This window comes from Rhodopirellula baltica SH 1, assembly GCF_000196115.1.
GTDB classification, from domain to species: Bacteria; Planctomycetota; Planctomycetia; order Pirellulales; family Pirellulaceae; genus Rhodopirellula; species Rhodopirellula baltica.
The window spans coordinates 1,969,436-1,989,258 of the sequence record NC_005027.1; the positions used below are offsets into that span (position 1 = coordinate 1,969,436).

Annotated in this window: 13 protein-coding genes; 7 read left to right on the forward strand and 6 right to left on the reverse strand. The window is 55.7% G+C overall.

Annotated elements, in window-relative coordinates; translation table 11 throughout:
- Position 1 precedes the first annotated feature (1 nt).
- A complete protein-coding gene (locus tag RB_RS07515; protein ID WP_011119561.1) occupies positions 2–3,790 on the forward strand; it encodes a DUF1553 domain-containing protein in 3,789 nt (1,262 codons plus the stop codon).
- Complete coding sequence (locus RB_RS07520) at positions 3,790–5,097, forward strand: DUF1501 domain-containing protein (protein WP_164921673.1); 1,308 nt, start codon at positions 3,790–3,792, stop codon at positions 5,095–5,097. Before RB_RS07515 ends, RB_RS07520 begins: the two co-directional genes overlap by 1 nt.
- A 131-nt stretch (positions 5,098–5,228) precedes the next feature.
- On the opposite strand, the gene RB_RS07525 is transcribed toward RB_RS07520, so the two are convergent.
- On the reverse strand, positions 5,229–5,795 hold the full coding sequence (locus RB_RS07525) for a hypothetical protein (protein WP_011119564.1): 567 nt from the start codon (positions 5,793–5,795) through the stop codon (positions 5,229–5,231).
- Between the two features lie 454 nt (positions 5,796–6,249).
- On the opposite strand from RB_RS07525, the gene RB_RS07530 reads away from it, so the two are divergent.
- Both RB_RS07530 and RB_RS07535 read left to right on the forward strand, forming a co-directional pair.
- Positions 6,250–7,305 (forward strand): NHL repeat-containing protein, encoded by a 1,056-nt coding sequence (locus tag RB_RS07530; protein WP_011119567.1) that lies wholly within the window; start codon positions 6,250–6,252, stop codon positions 7,303–7,305.
- Positions 7,306–7,311: 6 nt separating this feature from the next.
- The gene (locus RB_RS07535) at positions 7,312–8,223 is read left to right on the forward strand and encodes an NAD(P)-dependent oxidoreductase (RefSeq protein ID WP_011119568.1); all 912 of its coding nucleotides are present in this window, start codon (positions 7,312–7,314) and stop codon (positions 8,221–8,223) included.
- A 63-nt stretch (positions 8,224–8,286) separates the two neighbouring features.
- Here the strand turns inward: RB_RS07535 and RB_RS07540 are convergent, their stop codons facing one another.
- Genes RB_RS07540 through RB_RS07555 form a run of 4 tightly spaced genes read right to left on the reverse strand, consistent with a single transcriptional unit; the run spans position 8,287 to position 12,699 of the window.
- Entirely contained in the window at positions 8,287–9,699 is a 1,413-nt protein-coding gene (locus tag RB_RS07540) for an MBOAT family O-acyltransferase (RefSeq protein ID WP_011119569.1), read from the reverse strand.
- Positions 9,696–10,760, reverse strand: coding sequence for a hypothetical protein (locus RB_RS07545; protein WP_011119570.1), 1,065 nt, complete (start codon positions 10,758–10,760; stop codon positions 9,696–9,698). Before RB_RS07545 ends, RB_RS07540 begins: the two co-directional genes overlap by 4 nt.
- The gene (gene pssA / locus RB_RS07550) at positions 10,757–11,707 is read right to left on the reverse strand and encodes a CDP-diacylglycerol--serine O-phosphatidyltransferase (RefSeq protein ID WP_007325853.1); all 951 of its coding nucleotides are present in this window, start codon (positions 11,705–11,707) and stop codon (positions 10,757–10,759) included. The genes RB_RS07545 and pssA overlap by 4 nt, the downstream gene beginning before the upstream one ends.
- Positions 11,704–12,699, reverse strand: a complete 996-nt coding sequence (locus RB_RS07555; RefSeq protein WP_164921674.1) for a phosphatidylserine decarboxylase family protein — start codon at positions 12,697–12,699, stop codon at positions 11,704–11,706. The genes pssA and RB_RS07555 overlap by 4 nt, the downstream gene beginning before the upstream one ends.
- A gap of 124 nt (positions 12,700–12,823) precedes the next feature.
- Between RB_RS07555 and nadB the strand changes: the two genes are divergently transcribed.
- Positions 12,824–14,506, forward strand: coding sequence for an L-aspartate oxidase (gene nadB / locus RB_RS07560; RefSeq protein WP_011119573.1), 1,683 nt, complete (start codon positions 12,824–12,826; stop codon positions 14,504–14,506).
- A 69-nt stretch (positions 14,507–14,575) separates the two neighbouring features.
- Here nadB and RB_RS07565 read toward each other — a convergent pair whose 3' ends face one another.
- Entirely contained in the window at positions 14,576–16,090 is a 1,515-nt protein-coding gene (locus tag RB_RS07565; protein WP_011119574.1) for an OprO/OprP family phosphate-selective porin, read from the reverse strand.
- Positions 16,091–16,322: 232 nt separating this feature from the next.
- Between RB_RS07565 and RB_RS07570 the strand changes: the two genes are divergently transcribed.
- A complete protein-coding gene (locus tag RB_RS07570) occupies positions 16,323–18,503 on the forward strand; it encodes a DUF5722 domain-containing protein (RefSeq protein WP_164921675.1) in 2,181 nt (726 codons plus the stop codon).
- Positions 18,504–18,513: 10 nt separating this feature from the next.
- Complete coding sequence (locus RB_RS07575) at positions 18,514–19,158, forward strand: SGNH/GDSL hydrolase family protein (RefSeq protein ID WP_011119576.1); 645 nt, start codon at positions 18,514–18,516, stop codon at positions 19,156–19,158.
- The last annotated feature ends 665 nt before the right edge of the window (positions 19,159–19,823 follow it).

Genomic DNA, 19,823 nt, shown 5'->3' on the forward strand with positions numbered 1-19,823 from the left:
CATGTTTTCGTTTGGAATCACAACGAGAGCGTGTGATCACGCTTGGTCGCGTAGAAACTCGCACCGGTGCTGTATCTACGTTGCCAGTTTCGCTGCCCTGATCTCCGCACCGCTCTTTTCCGCCTTAGCGTTGGCTCAACAGACGAGCCAAAACGAAGTGGTGACAGCGTTGGATTTCACCAAGCTGGAATCAAACACGACCTCTCCATTGGAAATCCACGTTCATGGTTCCGTCAAATGGAATGTCCCCGGACCGGTACCGCCTGAATACGCCGAAGCCAAACCGGGCAACCTGTCAGCTCAATTTCACGGCAAGGGCGAACGCTTGGTCATCGATGATCCGGGCAGCGATTCACAGTGGGATTTTGACAATGGAGATGAGCTATCGATCCAAGCCATCGTCAAGATTGACGAAATCGGCGAGGGTCAAAACGTCTATGTCATCGGCAAGGGTCGCACACACGAGAAGAAGTACGCATCCAACAATCAAAACTGGGCGTTGCGTTTGCGGCAACTCAATGGCAGTAGCCGCATCAGTCTGCTTTTCGCAACGCCGGAGGTTTCCGGCAATACACCTTGGCACCGATGGACGTCGAGTGAAGGGGTCGAATCAACCGCGACCTGGAACCACATCGCTGTGACTTACCGTTTTGGCGAACCCAAAAGCGTTCGCGCTTGGTTAAACGGAAAGCCGGTCGCCGGAAAATGGGACATGGGCGGACCGACAAAGCAGGCTCCAATCATCGACGACGCGCCGGTTTGGGTTGGCTCGTCGATGGGAGGTCAACATTCATCGAGCTTTCGAGGATGGATCGATCAGCTGATTGTCTCTCGCAAACTGCTTCACGACGACGACTTGAAGGGTTGCTGGAATCCTCCACCTCCACCACGTCCCAAACCTCCGGAAATGTTGCTTTCCCCCGGCAAGGTCACTTGGTGGTGGAAGGATGACATTCCGACGCATACGAAGTGGCCGGTGGTCAATTCTGATGACGGTGATTCGCTGACCGTCGAGGCTCCCATGCTGCTTTCGCGTTTGCCGCAGAAGTACGACTCGCACGGGATCCGCGATTCCTATTCGAAAGCGGTCTACCTTCGATTGGGAACCGAACTGTCGATTCCCGCGGGCGACCATCGGTTTCTTGTTCGCGCGCGCGGCTTGTCTCGGCTATGGATGAACGACGAGGAAATCGCAACCATCGGTCCGCAGAACGGACGTACCGACGGACACAACCCAGTCGAACCATTGCCGGAAAGACCGGGCCCCGGATTGAGACGTCTGGCTTATGGAGTGCAAGAAACAATTGTCGAACACTCTGTCAAAGAGGAAGGCGACAAACGATTCATCCTAGAAACAATCGTAGGTGGCACTCGATATCGAGCGGAACCCGATGAAACGATAGTCGCCGTGCAGCTAAGTGGAACTGGGCCGTTCTATTTGCTGTCATCCGCCTTTGAAGATGTAAACTCACGGCTGCCGATTACCGACGCAATGGTCGAAACGAAATTGGCCCAAGTGGAAACGACACTCAATGCACATGACGTGCATACTCGGCGGCATCACGCCGCAGCACACAATGACTATTGGGACGAACGTCATGCGAGAGCGAATGAGTGGATTGACTCGCTTGAATCCGTGGAAGTCCCGACGAATTCAACGAAGGCTGAACAGGCACGACACTCGATTGACAGATTTCTGACCGCGAAGATCGAGACGTATCGTCGCGATGCGAGATCGAGCGAAGCGGAACCTGAAACAAATAAATTGTCTTTGAAGGCACAGTCCATTCTGCGGGAACGATGCTTTCGATGTCATGACGAGGACAGCGAAGGCGGTTTGCAACTGAGTTCCGCCGAGGCGATCCGCATGGGCGGTGATTCAGGCGAAACGCTATTGGTTTCCGGCGACCCCCACGCGGGCGAATTGATGCGAAGGATTCGCTCAACCGACGAATTGGAACGGATGCCTCCTTCCGAATCCATTCCGGATGAAGAAATCGCAATCCTCAGCCGTTGGATCTCCGAAGGTGCGAGTTGGGCCGACGAAGCAAACACCATCGAAATTGCGGACGCGGAATTGGTCGACGACGAATCGTTCATTCGCCGCGTTTACCTGGACTCGATCGGTGTGCCGCCAACCGAAACGCAGTTTCGCGTGTTCGCCGCTGACACCGCCAAAGACAAACGACAACGGTTGATCGAAGACTTGATGGGACAAGATGCAGTCGCCGATCATTGGGTCAGCTTCTGGCAAGACTTGCTGGCCGAGAATCCCAACTTGTTGAAACCCTCGCTCAATAACACCGGCCCGTTCCGTTTCTTCTTGCACGATTCGTTAATAGACAACAAGCCAATTGATCGCATGGCGACCGAACTGTTGATGCTGCACGGCAGTCGCTATGAAGGCGGCAGTGCAGGTTTCGGAATGGCCGCCGACAATGACGCCCCCGAAGCAACACGCTGTATCGTCGCCGCGTCAGCTTTCATGGGTATGAATTTACAATGTGCGCGATGCCACGATTCACCTTACCATTCGACGACCCAAGAAGACCTGTATTCACTGGCCGCGATGCTGGCTCGGAAGGAACTGAAAGTCCCCGCCAGCAGCAGCGTTCCAGCCGCATTCTTCGAGGATCATCCTGGGCGAGCTTCGCTGATTCAGGTCACTTTGCCGCCCGGCGAAGCTGTGGAACCAAATTGGCCCTTCGGTGATCTGGTCGACACGTCTCGATTGGATCGTTGGATGCGTGAACCTTCCGATGCTCGAGAAAGGTTGGCCGTCGCGGTGACGACTCCGGAGAACCCTCGTTTCGCAAAGGTGATCGTCAATCGCGTTTGGCAGCGTCTGATTGGCACCGGCTTTGTCGAACCACTTGGCGACTGGGAAAAGGCATCACCCAGCCATCCAGAATTGCTGGAGTGGTTGTCGCGAGATTTCATTGCGAGCGGCTATGACTTTCGCAAGTTGGTTCGCACGGTCATGCAATCCGAAGTTTACCAACGCGAAGCCATTGGCCAAAACGATCCCGTCAATCCAGCCAATCGCTTTTTTGCGGCCCCCGATCGTCGTCGCATGTCATCCGAACAAATCATCGATTCGATGGTGATGTCCTCCGGCCGTCCCTTGGATGTTGAACCTTTGACGTTCGATCCCGAAGCCCGTCGTCCGCCGCAGACCATGATCCATTTGGATGCTCCCGAGCGAGCGTGGGAGTTCACCACGTTGTCCAACGAACGTGATCGTCCCAGTCTCGCGTTCCCTCGTGCGGGTGTGATCGTGGACGTGATGAAAACATTCGGCTGGACCGGTTCTCGACAATCGGCGATCGATCGTCGAGACGAAGATCCGAACGTGTTGCAACCCGGCGCGGTTGGAAATTCCGTGTTTGCATCCTGGACGGTAGCCGCATCCGAAGACAGCGAGCTAGCTGACTTGGCCGTGCAATCTGAAACGCCTGATTCGCTGACTGAATCATTATTCGTTCGTTTCCTGTCACGCCGACCCACCGATGATGAACGCGAACTTTTCGCGAATGTGTTGTCCGATGGATTTGATGACCGGATCGTTCCGAAGGCTCATCGCCATCGCGCCGAACCGCTTCCGGAGCTTGAGCACGTTTCTTGGTCGAACCATTTGGCCGACCGTGCCAACAGCATCAAACTCGAACTGGAACAACGAGCCGTTCGTGGCGATGCCCCCGATTCACGTTTGCGTTCAACATGGCGTCAAAGCTACGAAGACGTCATTTGGTCATTGCTCAATTCCCCCGAATTCATCTGGATCCCCTGATGTTGCAATCTCGACGAAGTTGGCTGCAAAACGTTGCAGCAGGGAGCACCGCCATTGCCGCGTCATCCGCTGGCGTGAGTGGATTGTTGCGAGCGAATGTAGCAAACGACGCCACGCTATTCGGAAAAGCCGAACACGTCATCTCGATTTGGCTTGGTGGCGGTATGGGGCAGATCGACACGTTTGATCCTAAACGAATGGGTGACCAAAAGGCTCGAAAACCGGGTTCGCTCTATAAATCGATCGACACGGCCGTGGCTGGAGTTTCCGTTTGTGAACACTTGCCGCGACTCGCCGAACGCATGGATCGTGTCACGGCCGTTCGAACGGTTCACCATGACGTGATTGATGAACACGCGGCGGCGACCAACCGAATGCACACCGGTCGTGTCGTGACAGGAACCGTTACCTACCCGTCGCTGGGCAGCGTCGTTGCTCACGAACTCGGTTCAGCAGATTCCAGCGTTCCGCCTTACGTCTTGATCGGCTATCCAAACGTGACCCGCGGCCCAGGATTCCTGGGTGCATCAAGTGGTTACCTGTATCTGACGGATACCAGCAAAGGCCCGTCCGGATTGTCACTACCACACGGAATTGATGCGGAACGTCAATCACGACGCGAGCAACTGCTGAGCGCAACAAGAGCATCAGCACGGCGTCGCTTCGACAACGATTCTGCAGTCGCGAACTACGATTCGGTCATCGAACAATCGCTGCGTTTGTCCGGTCCGGAGTTCGGAGAAGTTTTCGAACTGGAAAACGAGAGCGGCCAACTTCGCAATCAATACGGCAGCGAATTCGGACAACGATGTTTGCTGGCTCGACGCTTGGTCCAGCGAGGCGTTCGGTTTGTGGAAGTCTCCCATAACCTGAACTTCATCAATGGCACGGGTTGGGATGTCCACAACGATGGCATCAACAAACAACACGAACTGATCCGAGACTTGGACACAGCCGTGTCAACGTTGATCGATGACTTGGAAAAGCACTCAATGCTGGACAAAACGTTGATCATGGTGTCGTCTGAATTTGGACGACCACCAGGCTTCGACGCCGGCGGCGGACGAGGTCACCAAGGCAAGGCGTTCACCTGTGTCCTGGCGGGCGGCGGACTGAACCACAGCGGAGCCTATGGACTGACCGACGAGCTCTCACAAAACATCGTCGAATCGCCGGTGAGCGTTCCAGATCTATTCGCGACCGTGCATGCGTCGCTCGGAATCGACCCGCAAAAATTGCTCTACGACGGCGACCGTCCGATCCCAATCACAGACAACGGAAAACCAATTCGGTCATTGCTCGTTTGATTCGTTCACGCTGCCTGCCACTATCAAGCGATTGATTTTCGTCGAATGTGCTCGACAAGAAGTTTGTCCCCAGCGGCGATTTTGCCGAATCGCCGTCAGCCAACATCAAACTCACCCGCCAGCAACCTTCGCTACTGGTTGTTGTCGTCATTGACGGACTGTTCGGCCTCGGAGGAATCATCTTCTCCGTTCGGTTCCGTCGGCGGTCCGCTATCGTCCGCGGTTTCCATTGGAGGTTCTGAATCTCCCTCGATTGCCTCTGGGTCGATGACAATGGTCTGCTCATCGGTCTCCTCCTTGGGCTTCAGCGAGTGGCGAACGAACGTCCAATCCTCACCCTGCTTTCGATAGACCGCATACAGTTTATGGGAATTCACAATCATGCCACCCATCCAATGAAACACCTCGACGTACTCTTCGCCCTCTTCATAGGTATTGGCAGGTTCTTTGCCCAACACCTCTCGCACGTCGAGATTTGACAGAGTCTTGTTGTCCGCCAGACTTTTAAACTGTGCCTCGGCGACTTTGTCAAAGCCAGCTTGCAGGTTCGCTGGGGCGAGGAAGGTTTCATAGCAGAATGCCGCAAGTACGACCGCAATCACGGCAAGTATGATGAACAGTCCCTTGTGGCCACCACGACTGCTCTTGGGCTGAGGTGAAGAAGGTTGATTCGCTGATTCTTGAGGTGTGTCTGACACTGGGTCCGCCTGTTTTGATGATTGAAAGTGAAAACTGTACTGATTGCCCTACGTTCTACTACAGCTTTCGGTGGTTGTGGAACTCGTTGCAGCCGTCCTCGCGATTTTGCGATCAAGAAACCACGACGCTGTCGTCCATTTCGGTAGCATCGCAGCTTCGGATTCAATTTGTGGCGACAATCTAACCTGGATGTTAGCTCGACCAAACACGCTCGTTTGCGATGTTCCACGGCAAGGCATCACAAACCTTCGGTGTTCGACAGATGAGCCCCTCACGGGCCTGTTGAAGAGACTCATTCTATTTCATTCACTCTGCGTTCGTTCCTGAAATCGACGGGTCACGAAAGTCAACGATTCAACGCCGATTCGCTAAACTAACGACCGTGCCATTGACGCGTCACACCTGTTTCATTGTCGTTCTCCAAAACGCATCCTTTCTTGTACCGAGTTTCTCATGACGTCGTTTACGTTTCGTAGCTGTTCATTGGCGGTGACCGTCTACACGCTGGTTTTCCTTGCTAACAATTCGACAGCTGATGAGATGCCTTCACTACCGGTTGAGGTCCTAATCGGTCCAACTGAACCCGCTCCCGAGGATGCGCCCGATCCTGGACCGTTGCGGACGCCTTTTGCTGTCGAATTCGACTCACAGAACCGCATGTGGATCGTCGAGTTCGATGGCGGACGCGTGTTGCGTTGCGAGGCCAATGATTTTGGCGACCCAAGCGTGATCGCTGGTCCCGAATCGGCAACTGAACCCAACGCACTTGGATACGTTGATGGCCCCGCCCGATCGGCGCGGTTCAACAAGCTGCACAACTTGGTGATCGACGCGGAGGATGTTCTGTATCTGTCCGACCATGCGAACCATTCCGTTCGCAGGTTGATTCAGACAACCGATGGAGAATGGATGGTTGACACGTATGCTGGCCAAGGCAAGGAAGGTCCCGCAACCGACAACGTCGACCGCCGGGACGCCACCTTTCACGAACCCATCTCAGTCACGTTGGACGCGGAAGGCAATCGCCTGTTGATTGCTGATATCGGCAATCAAGTCGTCCGGTCAATCGATCTTTCATCGGGTTTGGTCACTACTCTCGCCGGAAGGACATCCAAACTCAAAGATCCGCGAGCGGTGGACTTGGACGGCAACCGCCGTCTGCTCGTGTTGGAACGCAACGGCAATCGGTTGCGACGCGTCAAATCAAACGGTGACATCACAACGCTTGCTGGCAGTGGCAAAAAGGGGAAGGCCGACGGTGATGCGAAACAGGCTAGCTTCAACGGACCAAAGCACATGGACGTGGCACCTGATGGACGCGTCTACATCGCCGACGATGTCAACCACCTGGTCCGAGTCTACGATCCAGAAACCGACGTCGTCCAGACACTGAATCTGGGCGAATACACACTTCGTCGTCCTCACGGTGTTTGCGTTCGCGGCGATCAACTTTACATTGCAGACAGCTTCAATCACCGCATCTTGCGAATTCCTCTTCCAGCAAAGTGAAAGCAAATGGCCGACGACAAATCGCTCCCGAAAATCGGATGGGTTGGGACGGGAGTGATGGGGGCCAGCATGTGCGGCCATCTGCTTGACGCCGGCTATGAAGTCACGCTGACAACTCGAACACTCGCGAAAGCTGAGTCGCTACTGACTCGCGGCGCGACTTGGGTGAAGACGCCTAGAGCGGTGGCGGAAAGTAGCGATCTGATCTTCACGATCGTTGGTTACCCACACGATGTTCGTGAAGTCATCTTGGACCCAGGAACCGGAGTCCTGGCGGGCTGCAAACCAGGCGATGTGATTGTCGATATGACGACCAGCCAACCGTCGCTGGCCGTTGAAATCGCCGAAGCAGCGGCTCGCCGAGAAGTCGACTCGCTCGACGCTCCCGTTTCCGGCGGTGACACGGGCGCAAAGGGTGGAACGCTGTCCATCATGGTCGGTGGTAGCGGCCGTGCACTCACAAAGGTGCAACCTTGCCTGGAATCGATGGGCAAGACCATCGTCCATCAGGGCGGTCCCGGTGCGGGCCAGCACACCAAAATGGTCAATCAAATTTTAATCGCAACCAACATGATCGGCGTTTGTGAGGCGTTGGTCTACGGACACAAAGCCGGATTGGATTTGCCAACGGTTCTGCAATCGGTCGGATCCGGTGCGGCGGGAAGCTGGTCGCTGAACAACCTGGGTCCGCGAATCATCGACAATCAGTTTGATCCCGGCTTCTACGTCGAACACTTCATCAAAGACATGGGAATTGCACTTGCCGAGTGCCGAGCAATGAGTCTTTCCATGCCGGGATTGGCTCTGGCAGAACAGCTCTATCAAGCGGTCGCGGCACAGGGTCACGGACGTGACGGAACACACGCATTGGCACTTGCCATCGCAAACCTATCGGGAATCGACTGGCTCAAACGTTGAACGTCGCGGCCTTCGAACACGAATCAGCATTGCATGAATCGCTGATCGATTGGCAAGTCAAACTCAAAACTGAAAGTACACAAACGGGCGGAATCCACGAGGGGCATACAACACCAATGCCCAAATCATCATGGCGGTCGCCACGGGACTGAACCACCGATCTGCCGGCAAACGCATCCACCGACGCCCGTGAGTACGCCAAACCAGGTGATCGACAACCATGCACGCCAGTGCCAACAGCGGCAATGGTGGCAACCACAGAATCGCCCCGGCCACCGACCAAGTTTCGGTCCCCGGAAGGCCAAGCGGAGTCGTGCCGCCGAACATACCGCGATAGACGACCATCGCGTTCTCAAACGATGTCGCGCGGAACAGAACCCAACCGAACAGAACAACGCTCATCGTTGCCAGCCATCCGCCAACGCGAGGCAATCGCACGCGACTACATCGGGCCACGACAAGCGCGATCCCGTGCCAAACGCCCCAACTCACAAAGGTCAGCGCAGCACCGTGCCAAAGTCCGCCGAGCGTCATGGTGATCATCAAATTCCGATTGGTGCTCCAGGCCGTGCCGCGGGAGCCACCCAATGGAATGAAAAGGTAGTCACGCAACCACGTTGACAATGTGATGTGCCAGCGTCGCCAAAATTCGCTGATCGAAGTGGATAGGTACGGATGCCGAAAATTGACCGGAAACCGATACCCAAGCATCTTCGCGATCCCGATCGCCATGTCGCTGTAGCCGGAAAAGTCATAGTAGATTTGTCCGGCATAGGCCAAAACGGCAAGCCAAACCGTTGCTGGATGATAGAGCTCCGGTCCTGCGAAAACGCCATCGACCAAGTCTGCTAAGTGATCGGCAATCAAGACCTTCTTCACCGCACCTCGAAGCAACTGCTGGGCTCCGTTGTACATCCGCTTGGAGTTCCAATTCGGAGTCACCGCCAATTGCGGCAACAAATGCGACGCACGAACGATCGGCCCAGCCACTAATTGCGGGAAGAACGAAACGTACAGCGAGAAATCAAGCAGGCTGCTCGTTGGCTTCATTTTTCGACGATACACATCGATCGTGTAGCTGAGCGTCTGAAACGTGAAGAACGAAATCCCAACCGGCAAAACGATGGGCAGCGTTGAGGAATTCAACCCAATCGCTCGCACCAACGGTTCGGCGGTTTCCAAGAAGAAGTTGAAGTACTTGAAAATGCCCAGCATGCCGAGGTTCACGGTCAGGCTGCACAACAGCCAACGCTTGCGAGTCGTTTGATTGTCACTCGCCGCAATCTTCTTTGCGACGACAAAGTCCACCGCCGTCGACAGCAACAACAATCCGCAGAAGCGAAAGTCCCAGTACGCGTAGAAGTAGTAGCTGGCCAGCAATAAAAACGCGTTGCGTCCCACGCGTCCTCGAAGCATCCACGCGATCGACACGACGCATAACAAGAAGTACAGAAATTCCAATTGCGTGAAGTTCACTCGGCCACTCCGAGAGCTTCATGCCAGTGCTTCGCAACCTCAGTGGCAATCAATTGGTAGCCGACCGCGTTGAGGTGCCCATTTCCAAAACGTCCATTGTGAAAACCATGTGGATAAACGCCGCGCGCAACCGAATTACGAAATGCGCCACGACAATCGATGACTTTCGTCGACGTCCCATCCGCATTTCGCTGGACAACGTTCCATAGATAAGTGTCCGGATCCTCCACACGAAGCTGCCCGTCCATGATCAATGGGCAACGAGGCGCATAGACGACCCAAATGGGCTTCGTTGCCGCCGCGCTGATCGCGTTCAGGTTGTCGACGATCCGGCGTTCCGCTGCGACTCGATCCGATTTTTCTTGAACTGCTAGCTGGGTCGGAGATAGATACTTGGGAACTGGTCCAACACCAAACCTCAGTCGACGACGCTCCATCGTTTGCGGGTCAAGCAACAAGTTGCGTCCGGCGTGAATTGCAAAATCCGGTACCCAGTTCGCCACCCTGTTTGTGGCGGCGAGGTTCGTTAGATCGGCCGAGGTCTGATGGCTTGGTTTTTCAACCGTCCCCATAAAGTCAACCATTTCACAAATCAAGAAGACGTGCCCACTGACGTCCAGCTCTTGTTCAACCAACGGCATCTGGTGTCTCCAAGAGCCAGCATCATCACCGCTGCTGGCCATCGGAAGAACGTGCACTTTCACGCCGCGTTGTTCACCATTCGAGGCCAAGTCACCAAGCGAATTTTCGAGCTGACGCCACAATTTGTCGGCGTCAGCGACACTCACGCCTTCCGCTTGCGAATCACCCCAAAGTGCGAGCATCTTGATTCGTGAATCACCGGTCTGTGGCAGGTTGATCCTGCCCATCATCCCGTGAGGCCCAACCGAAGTGGTCGCATAACCTTCCGCTCGCCATCGATAGGTTTGGCCTGGCGAGAGCACCACACGTTGCCGAACGTCATCGAACGTGCGTGGCACATAGCTGCGCACAAACCATGGCGATGTCGCTGCGATGATCAGGGTGCCCAACGACAGACCGATCAACCAGCGAACGATCATCCGCCTTCTACCGACGAAGTCGACGTTGCGGGTTTCGAGTTGCGTTGCAGCAACGATCGGATTGGCGACATGAATGCGAAGTAGCAAAACACAACTGGAAGAGCGACCCAGTGCAGCAGGAACAAACCCACCACCGCAAACAAAGCTTGTCCGATCTGGTGCGGTGCTCGCCGTCCACGCACCAATTGTGCGAACACGTGAGGGTACTCGTATCGCGACACCATCAAAAACGCCAGCACCAAAGCCAGGGTCGGAATCACATAGTGCGACGCATCGAGAGCGAGGCCGGCCATCGAATGAATCCATTCGGGATAGGCTTCGCCGACCGAGAAGTCGGCCAGGTCCGGAATCGCAATCGCAAACGCTGCGATCGTTCCTGCGGCGGCCGGCGATGGCAAACCTTCAAAGCCTTCGTGGTCGTCATCCTCTGGCGTTTCAACATTGAAACGAGCCAAGCGGATCAGAACGCAAAGCGCGAACAAAACGCCGATGCCCCAAGTCAAACGCTGCAACAACACATCGCTGATCCGCCAAACGATCACCGCGGGTGCAACCCCGAACGTGACCGCATCGCACAACGAATCCAGCTCCGCGCCGAACCGGCTCGCTTGACCGGTCAACCGAGCCGCTGATCCATCCAGGGCATCAAACAACATGCCGCCAAAGATCAACAAACCAGCGGCAAACAACTTCGACTCGGGCGTCCAATCCAGCGACTCTGTGCTGACAGCGATCGCGATCGCAGCCAGACCGCAGACGCCATTTCCGAGGGTCAACAAAGTTGGCAACACGGCCAGCGTCAAACGTCGCTTCTTACCACGGCGGCGTCGGCGACCAAATTTCGAGCGTTCAGCGACTCCGTCCTCTTGGATGAGGTCCGATTCGTCATCGACGCTGTCGTCGTCCTGGATTGGCAATCTTGGTTTCAGTTCGCTCATTTCGATCAACCTTGTTGATAGCGGGCGAACACCGTCGAGCCGGCACACACCTTTTCACCGACTTGTGCCACGATCTCGAGGGCTTCGTCGCGAGGAATCACCAACTCGGTTCGCGATCCCAGTTTAATCATTCCGAACATTTCTCCGCGCTGTAAAACGTCGCCCACGCGAGCCCAGCAAACAATTCTTCTCGCGAATTGGCCGGTGATCTGCCGAATCCGGACGATTCGGCCTCCGATTTCCGGACATTCCAATTCGACGTCAATGTTTTCGTTTTCTTTGGTCGATTCGGAACGCAGCGCATTAAGAAATTTGCCCGGACGATAACGAACCCGGACGACTCGGCCGGGCATCGCAATCCGGTTGGCGTGCACATTGAAAACCGACAAAAAGATTCCAAACCGGACAGCGGCCCCGATGATCGGATCATCGACTTCAACGATCTCGACCAACTTTCCATCCGCGGGTGAGACAACGGTGCCGATCGTTTCCGGCACTTTGCGACGCGGATTGCGGAAGAACCAAGCCACCAATGCGGCAACCAAAACGAACGGAACGGCCAGGGGCCACCAGAACCACCCGGCGATGACCGCCAGGACGAGCGAGACCAGTGTCATGATGATCAGTTCGGCCAACCCAACCCGCACAAACGGAAGTGATTCTCGCCACAGGAACGGGTCGTCGGCGTCAGCCCACCAATAACTGTCTTGATTGCGATAGTATTTCATGTCTCGCGAATCGACCGGCTCGAACGGCAACTCGCCACGATGGCCTTGGCGACGATCCCGCATTTTCGCCACGTACTTGGGTCGAACCGCGTTCAACCAAGCTCGCCGAAACCTCCCCCACGCCAACTCAATTGTCATCACCACTCCACCACCGGGCTGAATCGATTTCAGCGCTGGGTCCATGGCTGGCTCTTCCAACATCGCCGCATCAGAAGACGGCGGGATTGGATCGTTGAGCGGGACGGAAGCGTTGGAGGACAAATAGCTGGCCATGAATTCAATATGAAAGCCAAAAACGACGGCTTGGCAGGGGGCCGGTCAGCGTGAAGCGTACTGGTTACACTGTGAAATTGTCGAGAACACTCGCACTCGAATTTGTTACCCCGTTGGATGGACGATGATCACACCCCGGTATCTTTTGCCGTTTGATTCGCGAAGAGCCCTTCATCGTTTCACAGACGTCCTGGTCATTGGCGGTGGTTTGGCGGGTTTGCGAGCGGCCAACGCGGTGGAACCGAACCTGTCTGTTTTGGTTGTGACCAAAGACGAGCTTCGTGAGTCCAACAGCAACTACGCACAAGGCGGCATCGCCGGCGTCTTGGATCCCCAAGATTGTTTTGACGATCATATCCGAGACACATTGATTGCGGGTGGCAACCTTTGTGATCCGGCCGTCGTCGCGAGGGTCATTCACGAAGGCCCGCGTCGGATCGAAGAACTGATCCACTGGGGCACCCAGTTTGACAAAAGCGAAGGTGAACTCGCTCTCGGACGAGAAGGCGGGCACAGCCACGAACGCATTGTTCATGCCATGGGCGATGCGACTGGACGCGAAGTGATGCGAGCCGTGATCGCACGTTCACGCGAAGCCGCCAACATCGACATCTGGGAAAACGCATTCACAGTCGATTTGCTCAGCCAAGAAGGGCGTTGCCACGGTGCGATTGTCGTCACCAGCGATGGACGCCCGACAATGGTGTGGGCCAAAGAAACGATTCTTTGCACCGGTGGCGTGGGCCAGGTTTATCGCGAATCGACCAATCCGCCAGTCGCAACCGGTGACGGAACCTCGCTGGCTTATCGAGCCGGCGTTGAACTGAGAGACATGGAGTTCATTCAGTTCCATCCCACCGTTTTGTATATCGCCGGATCGTCCCGTTCATTGATCACCGAAGCCGTCCGTGGCGACGGAGCTTACCTTCGTGATGCGACCGGTCATCGCTTCATGCCCGACTACGATTCTCGCGGTGAACTCGCGCCCCGAGATATCGTCAGTCAATCGATCGTCAATCAAATGAACGAGACCGCACATCCGTGTGTGTACTTGGACTTATCCCACCTCAACGCTGAACACGTGCGAGCTCGCTTCCCTGGCATCGCAGAGACTTGCGGCAAGTTCGGGTTGGATATCGCCACCGATCGCATCCCGGTTCGTCCGGGAGCTCACTACATGATCGGCGGCGTTCGGGTCGATATGTTGGGACGAACCAGTCTCCCTGGATTGTGGGCGGCGGGCGAAGCGACCAGCTCTGGACTGCACGGCGCCAATCGATTGGCCAGTAACAGCTTGCTCGAAGGTTTGGTCTATGGTGCCCACGCCGGAGAAGCGGCCAGCCGTTCCGCCGCGGAAGGCCCACATAAAATGGTTGCGCGCCGCATCCAACACGCAGACCACACGCTCAACGAATCGTTCGATGTCGCCGACGTCCGTGTGTCGTTGAAAAGTCTGATGGGTCGATTGGTAGGCGTTCAAAGAGATGCCGAGGGGCTACGCCAAGCCGACGGGCAAATTCGATCGTTGGCCGCTTACGTGATGCGACACCAATTCAACAGCGTCGAAGGTTGGGAACTTCAGAATCTATTGCTGACCGCCCACTGCATGGCCTCATCGGCACTGGCACGGACCGAATCTCGCGGCGTGCATCTTCGCAGCGATTACCCCGAACCGGACGACGAGAATTGGCGTTGCCACCTCAGCGTTCAAGTCGACGTTGATGGTGGCATGCCACGAAAAGGCGAACCAATGACGTCTCCCGTGATCACGCGTGAATCAACGCAGACGAACTCGACGGTCGATTGAACCGATCCGACTTTGCGATCGACTCTCTCGATCGCCCCGCAAGAGTTTGAGTCGTCATCCAATCTCACCCTAAAAATCGAGGTGAGCTCGCATGGCAAAGATGCTGGCGTCACTGTCGCCATTGACCGGGCTGTCCAACATCGCGTGGATGTAGTTCAGTTGGAACTTGGTGTGTGGGTTCCAGTGCCAATTGACTCCTGCCGTGATGTCGCTCAAACGACCGCCTTGCACGTTTGCATCGTTGAAGTCGAGATAGGAATAGCGAACGGCCAATTCCCACGCCCCGATGCCGCCATCTTTGTCGACGCTGCAGTTCGGCACCACGTCGCCGAAGACTCCGTTCTTCTTGTCATACGAACGTTGTTCGCCAGTCAGAAAATAGCCAGCGTAGGCATAGGCTCCAGGCAGTGCGACGGTTGGACCGCCGATCTGATCCACCACGCTGACCAGATATTCCGATTGGGCGTAGAAGGATCCCGCCGACGCTGCGAGTTCCGCACCAAACAAATTGGTGTGCTCCGCGTCGATGATTCCGGTATCAACGAAGAAGGGTGTGTTCACGGCCACGGCGGCAGGGACTCCGCCACCGGTTTCGCTGACAAACACTTCGGGCTGGCTTCGATATTGTAACAAATCGTTTGAAGGATCGATGAAGCTGTAAGCTCCACCGACGTGAAAACGAACGTTGCCAGGTTCGCGATCGACCAGCAACCCAGTCACACGGGCGGCGGTTCCGTAACCACCGTTCTCGCCGACACTGCCCCCATACACATCGGTTGGGAAACGGAATCCGCTGACCGCCCAAGTCATCAAGTCATCCGACGCGGTTCCATAGGCAACCGCCCCCACCTGACGGAATGGGATCAAGGCAAATGGCAACGAACGTTCCAAGAACGTCAGTTCTTTCACACTGGTCAATCCTTCCATTCCGATCGGTTGACGAAATTGGCCAACCCGCAGATTGACATCGCCGATCACATCTTCCATGTCGACCCAAACGTCCATGAAACTGGGACGGCCAGGGAAGCCAAAGTCCATCTCGAGCGAATAAGCAACGTTGTCCCAAACGTTGCCAACCGCGGCCAATCGAGCTCGTCGAAAGTCTGAACCATCTTCCGCGCCGCCCACTGCCGCGATGTTTCGTTCGCTTTGATGGAACCAGGCTGTGTCGGCTTGGAAGAAGCCGGTCAGCCGCACGGTGGGAAACTTGCTCACCTCAGGAGGACTGCAAGCCATTGCAGGAGACTCCTCTGGATAAACGTAGATCGGCTCTTGGGAGATTTTGGACGCTTGTTTCAGCTCATCGATCTGAGCCTGCAACCGAGCCAGTTCCAATGCGACTTCATCCGACGCATCACCCGCGGCGTTTGCATCCAAGGATCTCTCTGAAAAGGGGACTCCCAACTCAGTGGCGGTGGTCGGCTGGCTCGTGATCCCGCTTCCCAAGACCATGTCTTCCTGCGCGCTGGCTACCGTCGCCTGAGCGCCGCACAACGCCCCCATGATCACGACAATTTGCAGAGTGAAATCGCGGAATGCCATTTCATTTTTCCCGCCTGTTTTTCCGATCGCTTGCTTTGTCATCCATCCACCTTTGATTGGAAGTCGCTTCTTTCGATGCAAGCCTTGTGTCCCGGATGACCGTTCCACAAGGTTTGATGCTTCGTTTCGCTCCGATGATCAAAGTCGACATGACCACCACTCGGATGTAGACCGCCGCGTCGAACCGTTACAATCGGAACAAACACACCTCCCCGGTGGCGGTCTCTCCCTCCTTCGCCGCCGATTCCCTGCCCCACGAAATCCCCTCCTTCGAATGAATTTGTTCTCCGATTGGTTTGCTCGCCAAAGCAAATGTTTCACGCCCTTGGTTCGTGACGTGCTGCCAATTTTGGTTTGCTTGGCTTTGAGTCCCCTATTCACTTCGCTCGCGGCTTCCCAATCCCCAACCGACGTCGAGCCGCGAACGATTTCGTTTTCCAACGAGCAAGTTCAGCTCAAACACCTGGAGATGGAACAGGCAGACGACGCCATCGCGTTCCGAACCAACGGCAATGATCCGTTCATTGTCTTTCAAATCCCGCCGACGCCCGCCAATGAACGACGTTGGATTTTGGCGATGGAAGTGTTCTGTCCCCACGGCATCCAGAACATGCAACTGTTCTACGGACAACCTTGGAGTGAAAAACGCCGAATCGATTTGCCACATCTGAGTCGCGCAGAAGGTTGGACCACTTACACGTGCGACCTCTCCCTCGGCCAGGAGTTCTTGCGGGAGGACAAGCCACTTTGGTTGCGACTCGATTTCGGAAACCAAGCTGACAAACGGTTTCAAATACGGAATGTCGTCCTGCGTTTAGAAAACGATCTTGAGCTGCGTCGAAATCAGGAAAGAGAAGAACGGGTCAAGCGACTCGAACGACTGAACGAACAGATCGCCTCTTACTACCAAACGCAGTTCCCGATCGAAATCACGCGAGTGGAGCATACCGCCGACGCGATCCTCGTGTCGGGAAAAGCGGTCGGACAACTATCGACGGCCAACCTCAGCCTGATCGCTCGGGGGCTGACTGACATTTCCGCCTTACCTGCGAAGGTGCATTCAACCACGCTCCTACGCCCGGTAAGAATTGATGCGGACGGAAACTTCATGGTCCGTATCCCAGCCGACAAACACTCGGCGCTTCGAAACACCGGGCTTCGCTGGCAGATTGTTTCGATTTCCAGCCAACTTAACTCGGACGGAACGCGATCCACGACTCCGTATTCCGCCGTCCGCCACGTCGATCGCTACGACCCAGCAGAGGCCAAACAGCTTGCTCCGACTCCCAAGCTGCGAGCTGCCAAAGGAATGACTTGCCTGGCCGAGTTGGCGCCCGAACACGTCGAGGAACTCGGGCTGGCCCACGGTTCAGTCAACCTGGTTCTGAGCAATCTGGTCTCGCCGACGCCGCGACCCGGCTATCACCCAACGAAAATTCGCGGGAAAGAACGATACGTCAATCAAGCCGCCGTGCGCAACCTCGACCACCGCGTTGAGAAAGGACGTAACGCCGGTTTGGTGATGGCTGCGATCTTGTTGATCCCCAATTCACAAACCAAGTCGACCGAGGACGCTCCCAGTTTGGAGCATCCCGACGCAGATCCTGCTGGCACCTACACGATGCCGAACCTGACTGACGAAGCATCCGCTCAACTGTACGCTGACACGCTCGACTTTCTTGCGGACCGCTACAGCGAAGGCCACCTTCGAATCGATCACTGGATCGTCCACAACGAAATTGACGCCGGTTGGCAATGGACAAACATGGGCGAAGTCCCCATGCACATCTACCTTGACCACTACTTTCGCTCGATGCGTCTGGTCGTTGCCGCGACTCGGCGCATCAATCCACACGCTCGGACTTTCATTTCATTGACGCACCACTGGAACCTAGAAGATCCACCACATTGGCGGTGGTACAGGTCCAAAGACATCATGCAGGCACTCGTCCGCCACGGTGAAGTCGAAGGCAATTTCCCGTGGGGATTGGCCCATCATCCCTACCCCGAAAGCTTGTGGGAATCGGACACTTGGAACGACAACGTAGATTTCTCGCTCGACGCCAACATGTTCACGCTGAAGAACTGGCAGGTGCTCGACGATTGGTTGCACACCAAACGCCTGCGTGATCCAAAGGGCAACGTGCGTGCCGTATTGCTCAGCGAACAAGGTTTCCACGCGTCCGAAAACGATCCGGAAGCATTGGAGCAACAAGCCGCTGCGGTGCTCTACACGTTCGAACAGATTCGCAAGTGCGAATCGATTCTCGCGTTCGACTATCACCGCCCCGTCGACAATCGCAACGAAGGAGGCCTGCATCTAGGCCTGCGCGGGCTGGGTTCTCCGAAGCAACCACGCGGCGCGGCCAAACCCGCCTGGGACGCCTACAAATCGATCGCAACCCCAGCCGAAACGAACCTGCGTTCCAAGTACGAAGCCCTTTGGAACAACTGACAGGCCCCAAATGCATTCAATCCTCATCTATGGCGATTCTCTCAGTTGGGGAATCATTCCCGGCACGCGTCGTCGCTTCGCGTTCCATCAGCGTTGGCCGGGCGTCATGGAGATTGAACTGCGACAAACTGGAATCGATGCCCGCGTCATCGAAGACTGCCTCAATGGCCGACGAACCGTCTTGGAAGATCCAATCAAACCCGGACGCAATGGCCTGGATGGTTTGCAGCAACGGATCGAAATCAATTCACCTCTGTCACTGGTCGTGCTCTTTCTGGGGACCAACGATTTCCAGTCCGTCCACGAATTCCATGCCGAGCAATCGGCACAAGGACTCGCACTGCTTGTCGACGCCATTCGTCGCTCCCCTTTCGAACCAGGAATGCCGACACCGAAAATCCTGCTTGTCGCACCACCGACGGTTCACCACCCGAAACTTGATATGGCGGCGAAGTTCCAAAACGCGGAAACGAAATCGACGGGACTCGCAGATGCGATTCGCAAGGTCTCAACAGAACACTCCTGCGAATTCTTCGATGCGGCCACGGTCACCACAACAAGTGTCGTCGACGGAGTCCATCTCGATCAAGAACAACATCAAGCACTCGGTACCGCACTGGCATCGACAATCGCTGAAATACTAGCAGACTGTTGATACAGTACGTTTCTCAGATCGAAAGCTCAGTCGACGGACGCTCGCCCACGGTTACCGGAAACGAACCGGACGCTATCGCGTTCCGGGTGACTTAATCAACCGCCTGCTAAGCAGGTCGGCAGGAATAATCGGGTAGAACCTCACGATAGGCAAGTCTCTCTGAGACTCGCAAATGACAGCGTCTCGGAGAGACACCGCTACGTGATCAGGCCCAATGAATCCCGCTCACGTGCTTAGGACCACGTGAACAACAAGTGACGTAGCGGAAGGGCGCGAGCCCTCCGGTTCCACACCGGGCGGCTTGCGCCACACCGCTAACATCGCCACTTGTTGTTCACGCGTTGCTTAGCCTGATTCAATCAAGGAGCCCTGCACCACGATCCCATCCAGAGCAATCAGGAGACAGCGAAGGAAAAGTGGCATAGGCTTCCAGCCCCTGTTCAGCGCAACCACAAGCTGGAAGCTTATGCCACCTCTGCCGTAAACGATTCGGGCCATCCCCGCACTCCAAAACGCCATAATCCATCGTCACCCAGGCAAGCCTGCTGCAGCGGTCTTCGAAACCGTTTCGATCGAAACTTCGCCTAATACATTACCCTCAGTGACTGACAACCCTTACGCACCACCAACAGAAACTGAAGCAGTTCGCCCGTCGAGTCACGACG